16 protein-coding genes are annotated in these 18,192 nt (G+C 43.6%); 13 read left to right on the plus strand and 3 right to left on the minus strand.

Annotated features, from left to right (window positions below):
* The first annotated feature begins 2 nt into the window (after nt 1-2).
* From X939_RS0113810 to X939_RS0113825, 4 genes are all read left to right on the plus strand, one after another.
* Nucleotides 3-1,721, plus strand: a complete 1,719-nt coding sequence (locus tag X939_RS0113810) for a SusD/RagB family nutrient-binding outer membrane lipoprotein (protein WP_025763872.1) — start codon at nt 3-5, stop codon at nt 1,719-1,721.
* Nucleotides 1,722-1,746: 25 nt separating this feature from the next.
* Nucleotides 1,747-2,598: a hypothetical protein gene (locus X939_RS0113815; RefSeq protein WP_025763873.1), complete on the plus strand. Its 852-nt coding sequence runs from the start codon at nt 1,747-1,749 to the stop codon at nt 2,596-2,598.
* A gap of 169 nt (nt 2,599-2,767) precedes the next feature.
* A complete protein-coding gene (locus X939_RS0113820) occupies nt 2,768-4,012 on the plus strand; it encodes a pyridoxal phosphate-dependent aminotransferase (protein ID WP_025763874.1) in 1,245 nt (414 codons plus the stop codon).
* 10 nt (nt 4,013-4,022) lie between these two features.
* Nucleotides 4,023-4,844, plus strand: a complete 822-nt coding sequence (locus tag X939_RS0113825) for a queuosine precursor transporter (RefSeq protein ID WP_025763875.1) — start codon at nt 4,023-4,025, stop codon at nt 4,842-4,844.
* Nucleotides 4,845-4,982: 138 nt separating this feature from the next.
* Here X939_RS0113825 and X939_RS0113830 read toward each other — a convergent pair whose 3' ends face one another.
* Entirely contained in the window at nt 4,983-5,741 is a 759-nt protein-coding gene (locus tag X939_RS0113830; protein WP_025763876.1) for a TrmH family RNA methyltransferase, read from the minus strand.
* 38 nt (nt 5,742-5,779) lie between these two features.
* On the opposite strand from X939_RS0113830, the gene tamL reads away from it, so the two are divergent.
* The 6 genes from tamL (at nt 5,780) to secG (ending at nt 12,854) form a co-directional block, all read left to right on the plus strand.
* The gene (tamL, locus tag X939_RS0113835; protein WP_025763877.1) at nt 5,780-8,203 is read left to right on the plus strand and encodes a translocation and assembly module lipoprotein TamL; all 2,424 of its coding nucleotides are present in this window, start codon (nt 5,780-5,782) and stop codon (nt 8,201-8,203) included.
* A gap of 165 nt (nt 8,204-8,368) precedes the next feature.
* Complete coding sequence (gene miaB / locus X939_RS0113840) at nt 8,369-9,820, plus strand: tRNA (N6-isopentenyl adenosine(37)-C2)-methylthiotransferase MiaB (protein ID WP_025763878.1); 1,452 nt, start codon at nt 8,369-8,371, stop codon at nt 9,818-9,820.
* 84 nt (nt 9,821-9,904) lie between these two features.
* Nucleotides 9,905-11,203, plus strand: a complete 1,299-nt coding sequence (locus X939_RS0113845) for a sigma-54 interaction domain-containing protein (protein ID WP_025763879.1) — start codon at nt 9,905-9,907, stop codon at nt 11,201-11,203.
* Nucleotides 11,204-11,206: 3 nt separating this feature from the next.
* Entirely contained in the window at nt 11,207-11,737 is a 531-nt protein-coding gene (gene lptE / locus X939_RS0113850; RefSeq protein WP_025763880.1) for an LPS assembly lipoprotein LptE, read from the plus strand.
* Between the two features lie 58 nt (nt 11,738-11,795).
* Entirely contained in the window at nt 11,796-12,455 is a 660-nt protein-coding gene (locus tag X939_RS0113855) for a DUF8458 domain-containing protein (RefSeq protein ID WP_025763881.1), read from the plus strand.
* Between the two features lie 39 nt (nt 12,456-12,494).
* Nucleotides 12,495-12,854, plus strand: coding sequence for a preprotein translocase subunit SecG (gene secG, locus X939_RS0113860; RefSeq protein WP_025763882.1), 360 nt, complete (start codon nt 12,495-12,497; stop codon nt 12,852-12,854).
* 54 nt (nt 12,855-12,908) lie between these two features.
* Here secG and X939_RS0113865 read toward each other — a convergent pair whose 3' ends face one another.
* Nucleotides 12,909-13,616, minus strand: coding sequence for a hypothetical protein (locus tag X939_RS0113865; protein WP_025763883.1), 708 nt, complete (start codon nt 13,614-13,616; stop codon nt 12,909-12,911).
* A gap of 236 nt (nt 13,617-13,852) precedes the next feature.
* Here X939_RS0113865 and X939_RS0113870 point away from each other — a divergent pair, with 236 nt between their 5' ends.
* Together X939_RS0113870 and groL are read left to right on the plus strand one after the other, a co-directional pair.
* The gene (locus tag X939_RS0113870) at nt 13,853-14,149 is read left to right on the plus strand and encodes a co-chaperone GroES (protein WP_025763884.1); all 297 of its coding nucleotides are present in this window, start codon (nt 13,853-13,855) and stop codon (nt 14,147-14,149) included.
* Nucleotides 14,150-14,207: 58 nt separating this feature from the next.
* Nucleotides 14,208-15,842: a chaperonin GroEL gene (gene groL, locus X939_RS0113875; RefSeq protein ID WP_025763885.1), complete on the plus strand. Its 1,635-nt coding sequence runs from the start codon at nt 14,208-14,210 to the stop codon at nt 15,840-15,842.
* A 367-nt stretch (nt 15,843-16,209) separates the two neighbouring features.
* Here groL and X939_RS0113880 read toward each other — a convergent pair whose 3' ends face one another.
* The gene (locus X939_RS0113880) at nt 16,210-16,869 is read right to left on the minus strand and encodes an ABC transporter ATP-binding protein (RefSeq protein ID WP_025763886.1); all 660 of its coding nucleotides are present in this window, start codon (nt 16,867-16,869) and stop codon (nt 16,210-16,212) included.
* Nucleotides 16,870-16,957: 88 nt separating this feature from the next.
* Between X939_RS0113880 and sucC the strand changes: the two genes are divergently transcribed.
* Nucleotides 16,958-18,181: an ADP-forming succinate--CoA ligase subunit beta gene (gene sucC, locus X939_RS0113885; protein ID WP_025763887.1), complete on the plus strand. Its 1,224-nt coding sequence runs from the start codon at nt 16,958-16,960 to the stop codon at nt 18,179-18,181.
* Nucleotides 18,182-18,192 lie beyond the last annotated feature (11 nt).

The following is an 18,192-nucleotide window of genomic DNA, read 5'->3' on the forward strand; positions in this document are numbered from 1 at the left end:
ACATGAAAAATTCAATCATATACCTTATGGCTGTGTTGTTTGTTTTGTCGGGATGTACCGAAAATTTTCTCGACATCAATACCGACCCGAACAGCCCTACCGATATATCAGTTAGTCAATTACTGCCTAGTGCCGAACGGGGCCTTGCCGCTGTCATAGGCCATACCAACGACGCCAGGGGTGCCCGGGGCATCACGACTGTTTTGTCAGTATATATGCACCAAACGGTGGTACGGGAAACACCTGATCAATATGGTGCAACAGGATCCGAATTTAATATTAACGGATCCTGGAGGGGAATGTATAGCCCCCAGTCTTCCCAATCCTCCCCGGATTATGTGGGCTGTCTGCAAAACGCAGAAATCCTGATAGCAAAAGCGGAAGAAGCAGGAAACCTACGTTATGCCGGAATTGGCAAAATCATAAAAGCTTATGCCTTTAGCTTGCTGGTAGATCTCTACGGAAATGTGCCTTACTCAGAAGCTAATAAGTTTGCCACAGAAGGAATAAAATATCCCAAATTCGATAATGGTGAAGATATTTATCCTTCTTTGATCGCCTTGTTGGATGCAGGAATTGCTGATATTACCAATACCTCAGCCGCTAATGTTCTCGTACCAAGCACCAACGACTTATTTTATGCGGGTAGTATGGCCAAATGGGAAAAGGCCGCCAATACTATCAAATTAAAGCTATATAATCAGATACGACTCACAAGAGATGTTTCTACAGAAGTAAAAGCCTTGCTGGCTTCGGGTAAATTGATTGCCTCCACAGCCGATGGACTCATGTTTAATTATGGAACCAGTCTGTCTCCCGAAGACAGAAATCCAGCCTATTCTGATTATCCGGCTGGTCAAAAGGGCAATTATATTAGTCCCTGGTTCTATGGAGCTATGAAAGGATATAATAACACCGTATTTACCGGAATAGAGGATCCTCGCATCCCCTATTATTTTTATAAACAATTGAAGCCCACTGAAAAATCTCAAAATACGGCTGAGTATCGTGACGGTGGATTCCTATCCATCTATTTTGGATCGGTAGGTCGTAACCGCGACTGGTCACAGGATGCCAGTATGACTCTTATGGGCGTATACCCGGCCGGAGGAAAATACGACGATGGGGGAGCGGCGAAAATCGGTGCAACTTCCGGAACAGGGGCAGCCCCCCTTCGCCTGTTAACTTATGCAGATCGCCTTTTTATCGAGGCCGAACTCATTAATGTTGGTCTGGCTACTGGGGACGAGGCGGCAGTATTCAATAAGGCTGTTCTGGAGTCCATTAAGCTTGTGGATTATGTGTCGGGCAAGGCAGCGCCAACCGCTCCTAAACTCGAGGGAACGGAAGCCTCTACCACTTTCCTTGCTAAAATTGCAGCAGCTTTCGAAGCCGCTACTAAAGCAAAACGTCTGGAGATGATTATGACCCAAAAGTGGATATCAAGCTTTGGATTCAGCGTGGATCAATATACCGATTACCGCCGAACAGGATACCCGGTGCTGTTCAATCCGAATAATCCCGACATGGCTCCGAATGGCTTCGTTCAACCTCCCATTAACGGTAATTTTGAAACACCAGGAGCCCAGCCGCCCGTACCCGTACAACTGTCACGAGACTATCCACGCTCTTTACCCTGGCCTAACGATGAGCTCAGGGTAAATCCTTCAGCGCCAGCTCAAAAGGCTCCTTCTACTTATAAAGTATTTTGGGATAAGTAATCACCACTCATTTGAATTTAGACATATGAAAAAGATATTAATATATTTTCCAATATTAGCAATTCTGGCTATAGGCATCAGTTCTTGTAACGATGACGGAAAAGGCAATATACCCGACCTCGCCAGAGTGCCTATACCTTTGCTTACTCAGGCAGATAATTCCGATGTCCTTATTCAGGAACCTGCAGAGTTTAAGGGGAAGTTCTCAGTCGACCTATTATTCCCCGATGACACCCCACCCAAATCTATTGATGTGGTGATAACCAAAAACGGGGATTATAAAAATATCAAGGTTCTACAGGCCGATGTTACTTCGCTGCCTATTTCCATTGACCTTGATGCAGCAAAGATTGCCACAGCCTTTGGAATAAACGTTGCCGATATTGTGCCTGGCGACTATTTTGAAGTGGGAGCAACCATCTATACCCAGGAGGGTGCGGTGGTTCCTGCTTTTTCAGAATTAGGGAATCAGTTTTCAGCAGATATTTCAAATTTCCCGGGATCAAACCTGAAGTTAAAATATCCGGTTGTATGCCCCTTGGATTTAGACAATTTTGTCGGTGAATTCACCATCGACGATCCCAACTTCTGGGAAGCCTCTTATCCCGTAACCGTCACCAGGGAAGGTGATAACGTACTGGTGATCAAAGGTTTTGTAGAAGACCCAGATGCGGTAATAAAGATCACAATTGACCCCAAAACCACCAAGGTCGCCGTAGCTAAGCAGGTATTTGCCGCTTCATTTGTAGGATATACTAACGGGGCAGTTCAAGGAACGGGTGAGATTAATGCCTGTAACAACAGCATTTCGCTAAATTTGACCTATACAGTAGACCAGGGGAGCTTTGGAACCTATGGCCTTACCATTGTAAAGTAAAGTAGTCAGGATTCTTTAAAAGGCCTCCCACCCCTATGGGAGGCCTTTTTCCGTCCTTCTTAGAAGGAAATCTAAGTTTTTTTGATCATATTGTCCTTTTAAACAAAAGAGCCATTACCAAATGGAGCCTTTTGTCCTTAAATTTGTACTAGGATTAGCGCAGTAATATATGAACTTCCAGAAAAGCAACCGGCTGAATAACCTTCGATATGAAATTAGAGGGGCTACTTATGAAAAAGCCCTGGAACTTGAGAGCCAAGGCTACAAGATCCATAACTTAAATATTGGAAATCCCGCCCCTTTCGGCTTCGACTCACCCGACGAGATCGTTCATGACATCATCATGAACCTTCGGAATGCCCAGGGATACTCCGATTCCCGCGGACTTTTTGCGGCAAGGAAAGCCATTATGCATTACACGCAGACCATTGGCATTCCTGACGTAGAAATTGGTGATATATTTGTAGGGAACGGGGTAAGTGAACTAATCCTACTTTCCATGCAGGCATTGCTCAATCCGGGCGATGAAATATTGGTCCCCTCCCCTGACTATCCCCTTTGGACTGCGAGCATTGCCCTTAGTGGAGGCACCCCCGTTCATTACGTTTGTGATGAAGCCGCCGAATGGAATCCCGATCTGGCAGATATGGAACGGAAGATCACGCCTAAAACAAAAGGAATTGTATTGATCAACCCCAATAACCCTACGGGAGCCGTTTATAATAAGGATATTTTACAGGGCATTGCACGACTGGCAGAAGAGCATGGCCTCATCATATTTTCGGATGAAATCTATGATAAAATTCTTTTTGATGATGCCGTCCACTACCCCATGGGTACCCTGGTTCATGATACGCTTTGCGTAACTTATGGAGGTCTTAGTAAAAATTATCGTTCAGCTGGCTTTAGAGGAGGCTGGATGATTATGAGCGGAGCCAAGCAAAAGGCAAAATCGTATATGGAGGGAATTTTATTGCTGGCGAGCATGAGGCTCTGTGCGAATGTACCCACCCAGTATGCCATTCAGACTGCATTAGGTGGTTATCAAAGTATTAACGAATTGGTGGCACCTGGCGGTAGGATATATAAACAGATGAATCTGATTTACGATCGTTTGACCGCAATTCCCGGTATCAGTTGCGTTAAGCCTAAAGGCTCTCTTTATGTATTTCCTAAAATTGATTTGAAAAAATTTGGGTTGGAAAACGATGAAAAATTCGTTTATGACCTGCTTAGCGAGCAAAAGGTACTGGTTGTTGCGGGTACCGGCTTTAATTATATTTCTAACGACCATTTCCGTATTGTCACGCTTCCTACTATTGACGAATTAAATCAGGCAATGGATAAGCTCCAGTATTTCCTGGAAAATCGGAGGGTACTTTCCAGTAAAACTATTGAGGAAATTCTAGCCTAATCTTGCACACGTGATCAGTAATTCTCCCTCCAAAGTATTGGTATTACCTGCAACGGAACGAAAAAGACAAAGACTCTTTCTGGTTCTCTGTGGGGTATTTCTTACCAATGCTCTAATTGCCGAAATTGTAGGAGGAAAAATTTTTTCCGTCGAAGCATTACTCGGACTAGCCCCATTGCAGATACCAATTGCAGGTCAGAAGATGGACTTCAATATGACCGCAGGTGTGGTAAACTGGCCCATTGTTTTTATTACTTCGGATATTATTAATGAGTATTTTGGTAAGAAGGGGGTGAAGCGAATTTCCTATCTTACGGCCGTATTCATCGTATATACTTTTATTACGATATATATAGCCACTACCCTTCCCCCAGCCCAGTTCTGGCTTGATCTTAATGGAACGGATAGCCAGGGAAATTTTTTTAACATAAACGATGCATTTGCGAAGATTTTCAATCAAGGATTAGGTATTATGGCTGGCTCTATTATCGCATTCCTATTGGGGCAGCTCTTAGATGTTTATGTATTTTCGTGGCTGAGAAAAAAGACAGGAGGTCGTTTCATATGGTTAAGGGCAACAGGTTCTACGCTTTTCTCTCAACTTTTCGACAGCTTCGTAGTCATCGGAATTGCCTTTTATGTCTTCGGTAATTGGGATCTGAAGCTTGTCTTTTCTGTCGGGAGTATTAATTATCTTTACAAGGGAATCATTGCCATATTAATGACCCCTCTACTATATATCGCACATCATTATATTGATCGGTACCTGGGAAAAGAATATGCCGAAGAACTCATGGAGGATGCTGTAAGATCCGACGAAGCCTCTTATTGAATTACAGAGCCATTGATCGACTAATAAAAATTTCAACGGGAGGACAGCATCGAAATATCCTGCCCCCCCGTCGTTTCATTCTTCCTCGTAGTAATGATAGGATAGACCTTCCCTAGCCAATACTAATTTAACAAAATGCTATTTGCCTAAGCCTCTTCGGAGATTATCTATGATGACTGCCGTTGCCATGCCTACATTCAATGACTCCGCTTCTCCAAAACGAGGTATTGTGATGCGATGACTAATGAAGCGGCTAACCCCTTCGCCAATACCATTCGATTCATTTCCCATAACAATAAATCCTCCCTCACCGGGAAAGTCGAATCGATGCAAGGAATCTCCACCTAGAAATGCTCCGGCTATGAAAGTTGATTCAGGTTGTTGCATAAAATACTCCTCCAGATTGGTATAATAAGGCTGCACACGGGTAAATGATCCTTTGCTGGCAGCTATTACCTTAGGATTGTACCAGTCGGTAGTATCCTTTGAACAAATGATCTTGCTGATACCATACCAATCGGCAATACGGATGATAGCACCTAGGTTGCCAGGATCACGAATATCATCCAAGGCCAACAAATATTCACCGGATTCTCGCTCTAATGGCATGTTATTTTTCAACTTTGCCACAGCAAGGCAAGAGTCATTGGTTTGAAAAGTACCCACCCCTTCCAGATCCTTCTGACTCACGCTTTCGAGAGGAGCAGTATGTCCTGATAAAATTGTTGCGTATTTTTGTCGGAATTCATCAGTCACCAGCACGAATTCTATTTCGTAATCTGACTGAATCAGCTCTATCACGCTTTTTGCTCCTTCCACGGTAAAAGCGGAATAGGCCTGTCTGAACTTCTTATTTTTCAGGGCGTTGATATATTTAATACGATTTTTAGACAGCATTGAACACAAATAGGTTATTTTTTAATACGTTAATTTTCTTGCTTATTCTGGCAGGATTAAGTTCCTGCGCCCCTAAGTCAATTCCGGGACAAGAATCCTATTTCTTGGGAAATACTGTTTTCGAAGGAAATCAAGCCATCAAAAAATCGGAATTAGATGCACTTATTCCACAAAAGCCCAACAGACGATTTTTAGGACTTCCCTTTTTCCCCTACGTGGGTTTATATCGCTTCGGGGCGTTATTCTACAGCAAGGACGACCGTCAGCGTCAACTTTTGGAAATAACCCAAAATTACCAAAACGAAATCCGAAATCACGAACATGATGCACGCAAAACCGAAAAAATAGAGCGTAAATATGAAAAGAAAATAGCCAAAGCAAGAGTCAAAATTGAAGAAGGCAATTTTTGGATGCGTGTAGTAGGCGAGAAACCAGTTTATTTTAACTCGGAAGAGGCAAGTAATAACGTATCCAAAATAAAAAGATACCTGTACAATAATGGCTTTTTCCAGTCAAAGGTGGTCTTTATTCCAGACTCCTTGCGAAACCGCATTAGGCCAATCTACCGGATTGAGGAAGGTCGTCCAACCCTATTGAACGACATTTCTTACCGAATCAATAACAATCGAATCGATAGCTTGATCAATCAGTCTAAGCCACTTTCCATATTGGCGAAGGGAAAGCGATATGATGGAGAAAGCTTTGAACAGGAAAGGGTTCGCCTGGAGTCACTTTTGAAAAATAGTGGCTACTTCGATTTCTCACGCCAGTATATTAATTTCTTAATTAATGATACCCTTACCAATCCACTGACCGACAGTCTTTATCAGCTGGTAGATGTTCAGGTCCGGGTAGATCTGCCTGCCAAGTCTGCAAACATGCAACCCTACACCATTCGTTCGGTTCATTTTGAAGTCCTCCCTCCATCGGGAGTACCGGATTCTCTTTTTAAAAAAGATACCATCTTATATAATGGCGTTGAATATATATTTACAGACAAATATTTTTCTCCAAAAATCCTATCTAATAAAATTTTAGTAAGGCCAAACGAACCTTACAGCCAGTATAAAGAACGGGTATCGCAGCAACAGCTGTCGCTCACCGATCAGTTTCGCTTCGTTAATTACAGTTATCAATTCGATTCTACCGCTCACGGACTACATAGTTACTTCAAAGCTATTCCGCTTGAAAAATATCAGATTTCTACCGATGTCGGTCTCAATGTAATTCAGCTCCAGGGGGCACCGGGCCCCTTTGCCAACCTATCCTATAAAATCAGAAATGTATTTAACGGACTCGAAAATTTCGAATCCAATATTCGAGGAGGTATCGAACTCGTACCGGGCTTTCTGGGTAATAAACAAATCTATCGCAGTGAAGAAATTGGTGTGAACGCTGCCCTAAATTTCCCTCGAATATTATTTCCCATCTCCAAAATTCAAAAAAAACTAAGCCTATATAACCCCCGAACACAGGTAGGTATAGGGTTCAATTATGTTAATCGGCCGGAATATACCCGCTCCATTGTCAAATCGTCTATGACCTACTCTTGGCAACCCTCCCCCACCACTCTTTTCAATGTGACATTGCTGGACCTGAATATCTTAAACACCCAAAGATTACGCCCCGATTTCAAGAATTTGCTCCTGGAGTTACAAAATGAAGGGAACAACTTGGTCAACAGTTTTCAAAAATCCTTCGTCTCTGATCTGAGTTTTAACTTTGTTTATAATACTAACCCGTTCAATGGCCCTCCCAAAAATGCCCGTTATTTACGTCTAGCCCTCGAGTCGGGTGGCACATCGCTTAATATTTTCCCAAAACAAAAAGATTTGATTCAAAATGTTTTTGGGGAGTTACAATTTTATAAGTATCTGCGGGGAATTGTTGATTATAGGCGATATTGGCCTACAGGGAAAAAATCAGTTTTAGTAGCCAGGATTAATACCGGCGGAATATGGAGCTATGGTAGTGGCCAGGTGCCTCCCTATGAAAAGTACTTTTTCGCGGGCGGTTCCAACAGTGTACGAGCATGGCTTCCCCGTCGATTAGGGCCGGGTTCGGCTACCCCTAGGCTAACGGCCGATAACTTAACGATTGAGGCGCCAGGAGAGTTTTTATTGGAAGGAAACCTGGAATACAGGGGTTTTCTCACCAATTTTTTTGGGGATATCAATTACGCCCTGTTTCTGGATGCCGGGAATGTGTGGAATCTTAACCAAAACGCAGAAGCAGAACAGAAATTGGATTTCAAAAATTTCACCAGACAAATTGCCCTCGGAACCGGATTTGGTATTCGCTACGACCTGTCCTACTTTGTTTTACGCTTCGATTTTGGAATTAAAGTCTATGATCCGTCAGTTCAGCGTTTTGTGCTCGACGAGCTGGATATGGCCCGCCTCTTTAAACGAACCCAAAATAATTTTCTAAATATTAATCTTGGAGTAGGCTATCCATTCTAAGCCCTCATCCTTCTGCACAGCCTAACGAGGCAATAGAATTCCGTAACTTAAAAAACCTGCCAGATTGTCAGTTCTTAGCTTTTCTTTGTACTTTTGTAAATCTGCCAGAACCCCTGCGGGAGTTTAGCGCCTATACTGGAATACCATTCAAGACAACAAACGAAAATGACGCATATAATCACGGATACCCTAAAAATATTACAAGAAGCTGACAAGGAAGCCTGTGAAACTTCCCGGGTAAGTGAAAACGAACCCATTTCTTCTAAGAAGCGCCTTTTTATAGAAAGTTACGGTTGTCAGATGAATTTTTCGGATAGTGAAATTGTAGCCTCTGTTATGCGTGATGCCGGGTTTGCTACTACCTCAGATGCCAATGACGCCGATTTAATATTTTTGAATACCTGCGCCATCCGCGACAATGCAGAGCAAAAGGTGCGAATCCGTCTCCAACATTTAAATGCCATCAAACGTCGTAAACCTGGCCTGCTGATTGGCGTATTAGGCTGCATGGCCGAACGCCTCAAAACCAAGCTCCTGGAAGAAGAAAAAATGGTAGATATCGTTACGGGCCCGGATGCTTATCGCGATCTGCCCCGGCTCGTGGAAGAAGCTGAGACTGGCCAAAAGGCCGTTAATGTCTTTCTTTCCCGTGAAGAAACCTATGCCGACATCGCTCCTGTGAGACTCAACTCTAACGGAATCACTGCCATGATTTCCATTATGCGAGGCTGTGATAATATGTGCAGCTTCTGCGTAGTACCTTATACCCGGGGTAGGGAAAGAAGTCGAGATCCGAAAAGCATTCTTGCTGAGGCTCAGGATCTTTTTGAGAAAGGCTATAAAGAGGTCACCTTGTTAGGTCAAAACGTAGACAGTTATAAATGGAGCATCAACCAGGAAAATGGGGAAGGTAGTCAGGTAAATTTTGCTCAACTACTGGAAATGGTCGCATCGATTCATCCTGACCTGAGGGTTCGTTTTAGTACTTCCCATCCCAAAGATATTACGGACGAGGTGCTTTACACGATAAAAAAATACGAGAATATCTGTAATTATATTCACCTTCCTGCTCAAAGCGGTAACAGCCGGGTGCTGGAAATCATGAACAGAACCTACACCAGGGAGTGGTATATGAATCGAATCGATAGGATCAGAGATATTTTAGGAGAGGACTGTGGAATATCCAGTGACATGATAGCAGGATTTTGTTCCGAAACCGAGGAAGAACATAGAGACTCCCTAAGTCTTATGGAATATGCTCAGTTTGATTTTGGATATATGTTCATTTACTCTGAAAGGCCTGGGACTCCCGCAGCTAAAAAATATGCAGATGACATCAGCCCCGAAGTAAAGCAACGTCGTCTTACTGAAATAATAGCCGTTCAGAGACGTTTGTCTCTCGAAAGGAATCAGCGGGCAATTGGTAAGGTTCATAAAGTATTAATAGAAGGAACGTCCAAGAAGTCTGCGGAACACCTTTCAGGCCGCAATGACCAAAACAAGGTCATAGTCTTCCCTAGGGAACACTATAAACCTGGGACCTATGTTGATGTTCTAGTGACAGAATGCACCTCAGCTACTTTAAAAGGGCATGCTGTGTCTACGGTCACTGTTTAATCAGCAGGCAATTTATCATTATTCTCAAAAAGGACTGAGCTCCTCTGGAACTCAGTCTTAATAAATATAAATGTATCAGTCCATATGAACCCTTCGGAAATACAAGCTATAAAAAACCGGTTTGGGATTATCGGAGGATCACCAGTTCTCAACCATGCCATTCATGTTGCCGTTCAGGTAGCTGCTACCGATCTCACCGTACTTATTACCGGAGAGTCTGGAAGTGGTAAGGAGTCTTTTTCCAAAATCATTCATAACCTGAGTGCCCGTAAACATGGCGCCTTTATAGCAATCAACTGCGGAGCCATTCCGGAAGGGACGATAGACTCCGAATTGTTTGGTCATGAAAAAGGCGCCTTTACCGGTGCCCAGGACTCCCGAAAAGGCTATTTTGAAACTACCAATGGTGGAACCATTTTTTTAGATGAAGTAGGAGAAATGCCCCTTGGAACCCAAGCGAGGCTGCTACGGGTTCTCGAAAATGGTGAATATATTAAAGTTGGTTCTTCGAAGGTTTTAAAAACCAATGTTCGGGTTGTGGCAGCTACTAATGTCAATCTGCTAGATGCTGTTAATAAAGGTAAATTCAGAGAAGATCTGTATTACCGACTGAATACCGTACCGATCTATGTGCCAGCCCTCCGCGACCGGGGTGAAGATGTCCTTTTATTATTTCGTAAGTTTACCAACGATTTCTCAGAAAGATACCGTAGTAAACCGGTACGCTTGAGTCCAGATGCAGCTGATTTACTCCTGGAGTATCCCTTTCCCGGCAATATCAGGCAACTGAAAAACATAGCAGAGCAGATCACTATTCTGGAAACAGACAAGGAACACCCCATATCAGGGTCTACGCTGAATGGATACCTTAACCCGGTGCAACCTGCCGGACGCAGAGCACTGGTTCCTGTAAAGTCTGACGATGACGCAGGCACCTCATTTTCTGAGCGGGAGCTCCTCTACAAAGTTCTTTTTGATATGCGAAAAGATGTAACAGAGCTAAAAAAACTGGTAAGAGGTGTCCTGGAAAATGAAAAATACGGTAGAGAAATATTAGACGATCACGAAGAGCTGTTTCAATCGATTAATAATATGGAAGGGGCGGCTACTACAGAGCCAACCCGGCTGCTCACTCCGCCTGCACCTTCGCATCAGGTGGCGTTTGACCGTTACGATCGCTACAGCAATGAGGACGAAGACATCGAGGATGTCGTTCATGTCTCTGCCGAAGAGGAATCGCTTTCCTTAGAAGACAAGGAAAAGGAAATGATTATCAAGGCGCTTCGAAAAAATAATAATAAACGAAAATATGCCGCTCAGGCATTGGGAATATCGGAACGAACCTTATACAGAAAAATTAAACAATATGATATTGAAGAATAAGATATGAATCAGAAACAAAGGAAAAGTCTGCTCCCTTCCTTGAGAATTATTGGTTTGCTAATTTTGGCCTGGCTCCCCCTGTCCTGCGGAGTCTATTCCTTTACAGGCACTAGTCTTTCTCCAGATATCAAAACTTTTACGATCATTAATTTCACCATGGGTACGGCCGGAGGACCGGCCGATCTGCCTCTGCGTCTCACAGAACAGCTCAAAGAATATTACCAGAAAAATACAAGTCTTACTCAGCTCCCTACAGGTGGGGACTTGATTATAGAAGGTAGCATAATCAGCTACGACGTGGTGCCTGCCGCGCCTACGGCTAACGACCAGGCAGGATTGAACCGACTAAATGTAACCGCACAGGTTCGATTCACAAATGCTTTGGATGAAACAAAAAATTTCGACCAGTCATTTACCTATTATGCAGATTTCCCTCAGGATCAGACCCTTAACCAAAACGAAGCGAGGCTTCTACCAACTATTCTGGAAAACTTGGTTCAACAAATCTTCAATAAATCGGCAGCTGATTGGTAAGTAGAATATCGTAAAGTCAAACTTAGTATACATTCATCACCAAATGATAGATAGGCATATGTCCATCCTAGATAAAGAACTTTTTAGCGAACTGGTACGGGATCCTTCCAAACTTAACCCTGAAATAATACCACAATTGGAGGGAACCATCAGCAAATTTCCGTTCTGCCAGATTAGTTATGCCCTATTGGCTAAGGCATCTGCATTGCAAGGCCCCGAAGTCTTGGATATTTATCGCCCCAAAGCAGCAGCGTATGCCCTGAGCAGGACGGCTCTTCAACGATTCGTAGAAAGTCCGACCGAACGCCTACCCGAACCACCAGCACAACAGGCACTAGCTTTCGAGAAGACACCGACAGATTCCGCTTCTTTCTCAACTGACTATCCGCTTACCGAGACACTGGTGGAGGAAGAAAGCCCAGAATGGCAAAAATCGGAGGAGCAAAAAAAGCAGAAGTTAATAATAGAAGGGTTTATGAAAAAAAATCCTCGCATGCCCCGGCAGGAAAACGACGTAAAACCCCTCTCGATAGACCTTAAAGGACGATTGGCCACCTCGGGAGCTGGCGGGATTGACACTGAGGCCTATGCACAAATCCTGACCCGGCAGGGCAAAATAGACAAGGCAAAGGACGTTTATCAAAAATTGATCTTGAAAAATCCGGAAAAAAGAAATTACTTTGCGAAAAAATTAGGTGAATTAAATCGTCTGACTTAATGCGAATTCACTCATTCTATCATATATAATTCTTAACACATGTATTTGGGTCTGATTATTCTAGTTGCAATTATTGCAGTTCTACTGATTCTGGTAGTTTTGGTACAAAATTCTAAAGGAGGAGGGCTATCCAGTGAATTCAGTGGTTCGGGATCTGCTCAAATGTTTGGTGTGAAAAAGACCACCGATCTTCTGGAACAAATTACCTGGGGATTGGCTGGAGCCATTATCGTCATTTCATTGGTATCTTATATCATGGTTGGTAATAGCACCGATGGCGGAACTATTAATAGTGTCAACATTGAAAAAGCACAAAAAACGGCCGTGCCAGCGGGTCCGGTAGCACCGGCAGTAGCCCCTACTGAAGCACTTCCGGCCGCTGGAGATAGCGCTCAGTAATTTAAAAGAAATCAGAAAAAAGCCTGTTCCTCAATGGAACAGGCTTTTTTCATATCAGGACACGCTCAAATGACGAAGTAGCAAACGCTGCGCTACCGGCAAAAGCGTCTCTGCAATAGGGTAATCTACTGGTGACTCGATAATATAGGTAGCAGGATTCGGTAGGTGACTAAATCTTCGGGTCAGGGACACCTTAAGCTGATTTACCGTCTTGCCGATACTGACATTAGCCTGGTCCACATAATTCAATTTAACATAGCGTTCCTGCTCGGTATTAAATAAGGCCAGCTGGTACTGATATACATAAATAGACCTATTACGATTCCGTTGAAGGAAAAGATATCCTTCTTCGGTTCGCATGGGCTCTATCCCCACTGGAGAAAGCTTCATTCTTACTCCTACCTCCTCCAGTACAGCATTCCCTCTATGCAGCGAACCACTTAGCTGAGGAATGGCATAATCCAGCAATTCGGTGATGTCGACAATATCGGCGTGTTCTGCAACCAGATCTTCATACACAATTTCAACATTCCTCAAATCCAGCTTCTTAACTCGTTTCGGGAAATGCGACCGGATAGCCTCCTTATTTCCTTTTACGAGCTGGCAGGTTGCCAGGTGCGTCCGAAGATCGTGGAGATAAGGAAATAGGCGAACTTGCTGAAACTGTTGCTCAACGCCCTGTAGATAGGCTAGAAGCTTGTATTTTTTATACTCAAAGTCGATAAGGTCATCTGTCAACCAATTCTCATGTAATTTTTTCATAAGCAATATCAGGCTTGATCTCATTAAAATTTACACATTCCATCTTACAAATGCAATTTTGGCAAAGCGCTGTCAGTGTATACATCTGTAAATTGCAAGACATTCCCGACAGGATACCATTGTGTCAGAGTGCCTGTGAAAAAATGTCAGAGTCATCAGGCTGGCACGAATTGTTTATGGGAGGAAGCAGTCATCTTTAATAACTGACAAATCAAAATATAAACGTTAAATATCTTATGTCAACTTTAGCAGAAATACAAGTGAGCGTACAACCTCTGGCTGACCGTGTTCTTGTAGAACCAGCCCAAGCAGAAGAAAAAACAGCATTTGGTATCATAATTCCTGATACTGCAAAGGAGAAACCACAACGCGGTACCGTATTGGCAGTTGGTCCTGGCAAAAAAGATGAGCCCCTAACTGTAAAAGTAGGCGATACCGTATTGTACGGTAAGTACTCTGGAACTGAACTCTCGCACGATGGCAAAGATGTATTGATCATGCGTGAATCAGATATCTATGCAATCCTAGGATAATATCCATTGGAAACCCCTTACATTTTTTCTATTAAAGTCTAAATTAATTTAAATTCATATGTCTAAGAAAATATTTTTTGACACAGATGCACGCGACAGAATTAAGCGTGGAGTAGATATCCTTGCTGACGCCGTAAAGGTAACCTTAGGACCTCGTGGCCGTAACGTGGTAATCGACAAAAAGTTTGGTTCTCCAAGCATCACCAAAGATGGTGTAACTGTTGCCAAAGAAATTGATCTTAAAGATCCCATCGAAAACATGGGTGCTCAATTGGTAAAAGAAGTGGCTTCCAAAACGGCTGATTCAGCTGGAGATGGAACAACGACTGCTACCGTATTGGCACAGGCTATCTATTCGATCGGTGTAAAAAACGTAGCTGCTGGAGCTAACCCTATGGATTTGAAGCGTGGTATCGACAAGGCCGTTCAAGCCATCGTTGCCAATCTAGAGACCCAGAAAAAAGTAATCTCTACTTCTAAGGAAATAGCTCAGGTAGCGACCATCTCTGCCAACCATGATGAGGAAATCGGTAATATGATTGCTCAAGCGATGGAAAAAGTTGGTAAAGAAGGTGTTATCACCGTTGAAGAAGCCCGTGGTACTGAGACCGAAGTAAAAACGGTTGAAGGTATGCAGTTCGATCGCGGATACCTATCTCCATACTTTGTAACGAATACAGAGAAAATGGAAGTAGAAATGGAACGTCCTTATATTTTGATTTCTGAGAAGAAAGTTTCTTCTATGAAAGAACTTCTTCCAGTTTTGGAAGCAGTAGCTCAGACTGGACGTCCTTTGTTGATCCTAGCTGAAGATGTTGATGGAGAAGCGTTAGCGACCTTGGTAGTTAACAAGATTCGTGGCGCCTTGAAAGTAGCGGCAGTAAAAGCTCCTGGATTTGGTGATCGTCGTAAGGCCATGCTAGAAGACATCGCTATCATCACTGGAGGTACTGTTATCAGTGAAGAGCGTGGCTTCAAGTTGGAAAATGCCACTTTGGACTACCTTGGATCTTGCGAAAAAGCAATTATCGACAAAGACAACACTACCTTAGTTAACGGAGACGGTAAGTCTGAAGATATTCAGGGCCGCGTTAACCAGATTAAGGCTCAGATCGAGAACACAACTTCTGACTACGATCGTGAGAAACTACAAGAGCGTCTTGCGAAACTTTCAGGTGGCGTAGCGATCCTATATATCGGAGCAGCTACAGAGGTTGAAATGAAAGAGAAGAAAGACCGTGTTGATGATGCCCTTCACGCTACCCGTGCTGCCGTTGAAGAAGGCATTGTATCAGGTGGAGGTGTAGCCTTCATCCGTGCATCTTCGGTTCTGAACGACCTTAAAGGAAGCAACGAAGACGAAACAACGGGTATTAACATCATCCGTGTGGCTCTTGAAGCACCTCTTAGAACGATTGTATCTAACTCCGGACAAGAGCCTTCAGTGGTAATTCAGAAAGTGAAAGAAGGAGTTGGTTCTTACGGTTATAACGCCAAGGACAATATCTATACTGATCTTCTTGAGGCCGGTATTATCGATCCTAAGAAAGTATCTCGTTTGGCCCTTGAAAACGCCGCATCAATCGCTGGTCTACTATTGACTACCGAATGTGTGATCGCTGATGAGCCAGAAGAAAATGCAGCACCAGCAGGTGGCCATGGCCACCCAGGTGGAATGGGTGGAATGATGTAATATCCTCCCGCTTATAAATTACTAAGAAAGGCCCCCGCAGTTTCGCACTGCGGGGGCCTTTCTGCGCTAGCATCCAGCCCATTACAGGAGACCAATATAAATCTCCTGTAACAATTCATTATCATAGTAATACCTGCATGATGATAGCCCCTACTCTTACGGGAATCCACGCATTTCAGCAGAAAGACTGTATTTCCTACTAAAATAAGTCCACAAAAATAGCCGTCCGAAAAACTTCAGACGGCTATTCACTTTACTCAACGTTATGAAAAACTTCCCCCTTGATACGTAGATCAATGAGGTAAGTCACATCAAGCTAAAAAAAAATGTAAAAAAAATTATCTGGATCGCTTCAGCTTCTTTCGGATCAACTCATTCGTCCATCCTGCATCTCCAGACGCCTATCAGCCATTGTGGCAAGCTCTTCATTATGAGTAACTATAATAAAACTATGTCCAAATTCGTCGCGAAGTCGAAAGAACAACTTATGAAGTTCCAGAGCATTATGAGTGTCGAGATTACCACTCGGCTCATCGGCAAAAATGATGGCTGGCTTATTTAATAAGGCACGGGCGACGGCCACCCGCTGCTGTTCACCACCCGACAACTGAGATGGGAGATTGCCCATGCGCTGGGACAATCCTAATAAGGAGAGCAGCTCCTGGCCTCTTTCCCTAATTTCGGCTTCCGTTTTTTTCCCCTGAATAAATCCAGGCATACACACATTTTCCAGCGCAGTAAATTCCGCCATCAAATTGTGAAACTGGAAGATAAATCCTATCTGCTCATTACGAAAACGGGCCAAATCGTGGTCTTTCAGATCAAAGACAGAGGTTTCCTGTATTCTGACCAGTCCGTCATCGGGTCGATCCAATGTGCCCAATATCTGCAGAAGCGTACTTTTGCCAGCTCCCGACGGCCCTACGATTGCAACCACCTCAGCCATACCCACTTCCAGATCTATCCCCTTCAAAACCTCCAAGGTTCCATAGTTCCTTTTAATACCCCTTGCCTGTAGTAATTTCATAAATCGAAAAGATAATTGGGCTAAAACCTACCCCCGTTTTGATTAATTCCTTAATTTGCCGTGAAAATACCAATTTACTTTTATACTCATGAATATTCACGAATATCAAGGCAAAAGCGTTCTTAAGAAATATGGTGTACGGATACAGGAAGGGATGGTAGCCGATACCCCCGATAAAGCTGTAGAAGTAGCACGTGAACTAAGCCAACAAACTGGTACCAAATGGTATGTAGTTAAATCCCAGATTCACGCCGGTGGCCGTGGAAAGGGAAAAATTGTAGGCACAGAACAACGTGGCGTAGCCCTAGCCAAATCCGTTGAGGATGTACGCAGCATTTCTAAAAACATACTTGGCAAAGTGCTCGTTACCCATCAGACTGGAGATGCCGGAAAACGTGTCAACAAGGTGCTCATCGCTGAAGATGTATACTATCCCGGCCCCACCGAACCAAAAGAATATTATATCTCCATCCTTTTGGACCGTGCCATGAACCAAAACGTGATCATGGCCAGTACTGAAGGTGGTATGGATATAGAAGAAGTGGCCGAGCATACGCCGGAGAAAATCATGAAAGAGTGGATCGACAATCGTGTTGGTTTGCAACCTTTCCAGGCGCGTAAGATAGCTTTTGCCCTAGGACTTGAAGGCGATGCTTTCAAAGAAATGGTGAAATTCATCGGCTCTCTTTACAAAGCCTATATAGAGTCCGACTCGTCTATGTTCGAGATTAATCCCGTACTCAAGACATCTGATAATAAAATTCTAGCTGTTGATGCTAAAGTCGACCTAGACGACAACGCCCTTTATCGCCATCCTGAATTGGCTGATATGCGCGATACCAATGAGGAAGACCCTCTTGAGGTAGAAGCAGGAGCTAATAATCTGAACTATGTAAAACTGGACGGAAACGTTGGCTGTATGGTTAATGGGGCTGGACTAGCTATGGCTACGATGGACCTTATCAAACTTTCAGGGGGAGATCCTGCCAACTTCCTTGATGTTGGGGGTGGTGCTAACGCTCGTACTGTTGAAGCTGGGTTCCGTATTATATTAAAAGACCCGAACGTAAAGGCAATCTTGATTAATATATTTGGTGGAATCGTTCGCTGCGACCGTGTTGCTGCCGGTGTAGTGGAAGCCTATAAAGCTATCGGAGAAATCCCGGTGCCCATCATCGTACGTCTTCAAGGAACCAACGCAGAAGAAGGGGCTCGCATTATCAATGAATCTGGCCTGAAAGTGTCATCAGCCATCGAATTTAAAGAAGCGGCTGCCAAAGTATCTGAAGTGCTTGCTGAGCTAGGCGTATAAAGATCGTATTT

It is taken from the genome of Dyadobacter tibetensis Y620-1 (assembly GCF_000566685.1).
In the GTDB taxonomy this organism is placed as follows: domain Bacteria; phylum Bacteroidota; class Bacteroidia; order Cytophagales; family Spirosomataceae; genus Dyadobacter; species Dyadobacter tibetensis.

Excerpts from the sequence above, each read along its gene's own strand:
- X939_RS0113810 (WP_025763872.1), top strand. The coding sequence starts at position 3 with ATGAAAAATTCAATCATATACCTTATGGCTGTGTTGTTTGTTTTGTCG.
- X939_RS0113815 (WP_025763873.1), top strand. The coding sequence starts at position 1,747 with ATGAAAAAGATATTAATATATTTTCCAATATTAGCAATTCTGGCTATA.
- X939_RS0113820 (WP_025763874.1), top strand. The coding sequence starts at position 2,768 with ATGAACTTCCAGAAAAGCAACCGGCTGAATAACCTTCGATATGAAATT.
- X939_RS0113830 (WP_025763876.1), bottom strand. The coding sequence starts at position 5,741 with ATGCTGTCTAAAAATCGTATTAAATATATCAACGCCCTGAAAAATAAG.
- miaB (WP_025763878.1), top strand. The coding sequence starts at position 8,369 with ATGACGCATATAATCACGGATACCCTAAAAATATTACAAGAAGCTGAC.
- X939_RS0113845 (WP_025763879.1), top strand. The coding sequence starts at position 9,905 with ATGAACCCTTCGGAAATACAAGCTATAAAAAACCGGTTTGGGATTATC.
- lptE (WP_025763880.1), top strand. The coding sequence starts at position 11,207 with ATGAATCAGAAACAAAGGAAAAGTCTGCTCCCTTCCTTGAGAATTATT.
- X939_RS0113855 (WP_025763881.1), top strand. The coding sequence starts at position 11,796 with ATGTCCATCCTAGATAAAGAACTTTTTAGCGAACTGGTACGGGATCCT.
- secG (WP_025763882.1), top strand. The coding sequence starts at position 12,495 with ATGTATTTGGGTCTGATTATTCTAGTTGCAATTATTGCAGTTCTACTG.
- X939_RS0113865 (WP_025763883.1), bottom strand. The coding sequence starts at position 13,616 with ATGAAAAAATTACATGAGAATTGGTTGACAGATGACCTTATCGACTTT.
- X939_RS0113870 (WP_025763884.1), top strand. The coding sequence starts at position 13,853 with ATGTCAACTTTAGCAGAAATACAAGTGAGCGTACAACCTCTGGCTGAC.
- groL (WP_025763885.1), top strand. The coding sequence starts at position 14,208 with ATGTCTAAGAAAATATTTTTTGACACAGATGCACGCGACAGAATTAAG.
- X939_RS0113880 (WP_025763886.1), bottom strand. The coding sequence starts at position 16,869 with ATGAAATTACTACAGGCAAGGGGTATTAAAAGGAACTATGGAACCTTG.
- sucC (WP_025763887.1), top strand. The coding sequence starts at position 16,958 with ATGAATATTCACGAATATCAAGGCAAAAGCGTTCTTAAGAAATATGGT.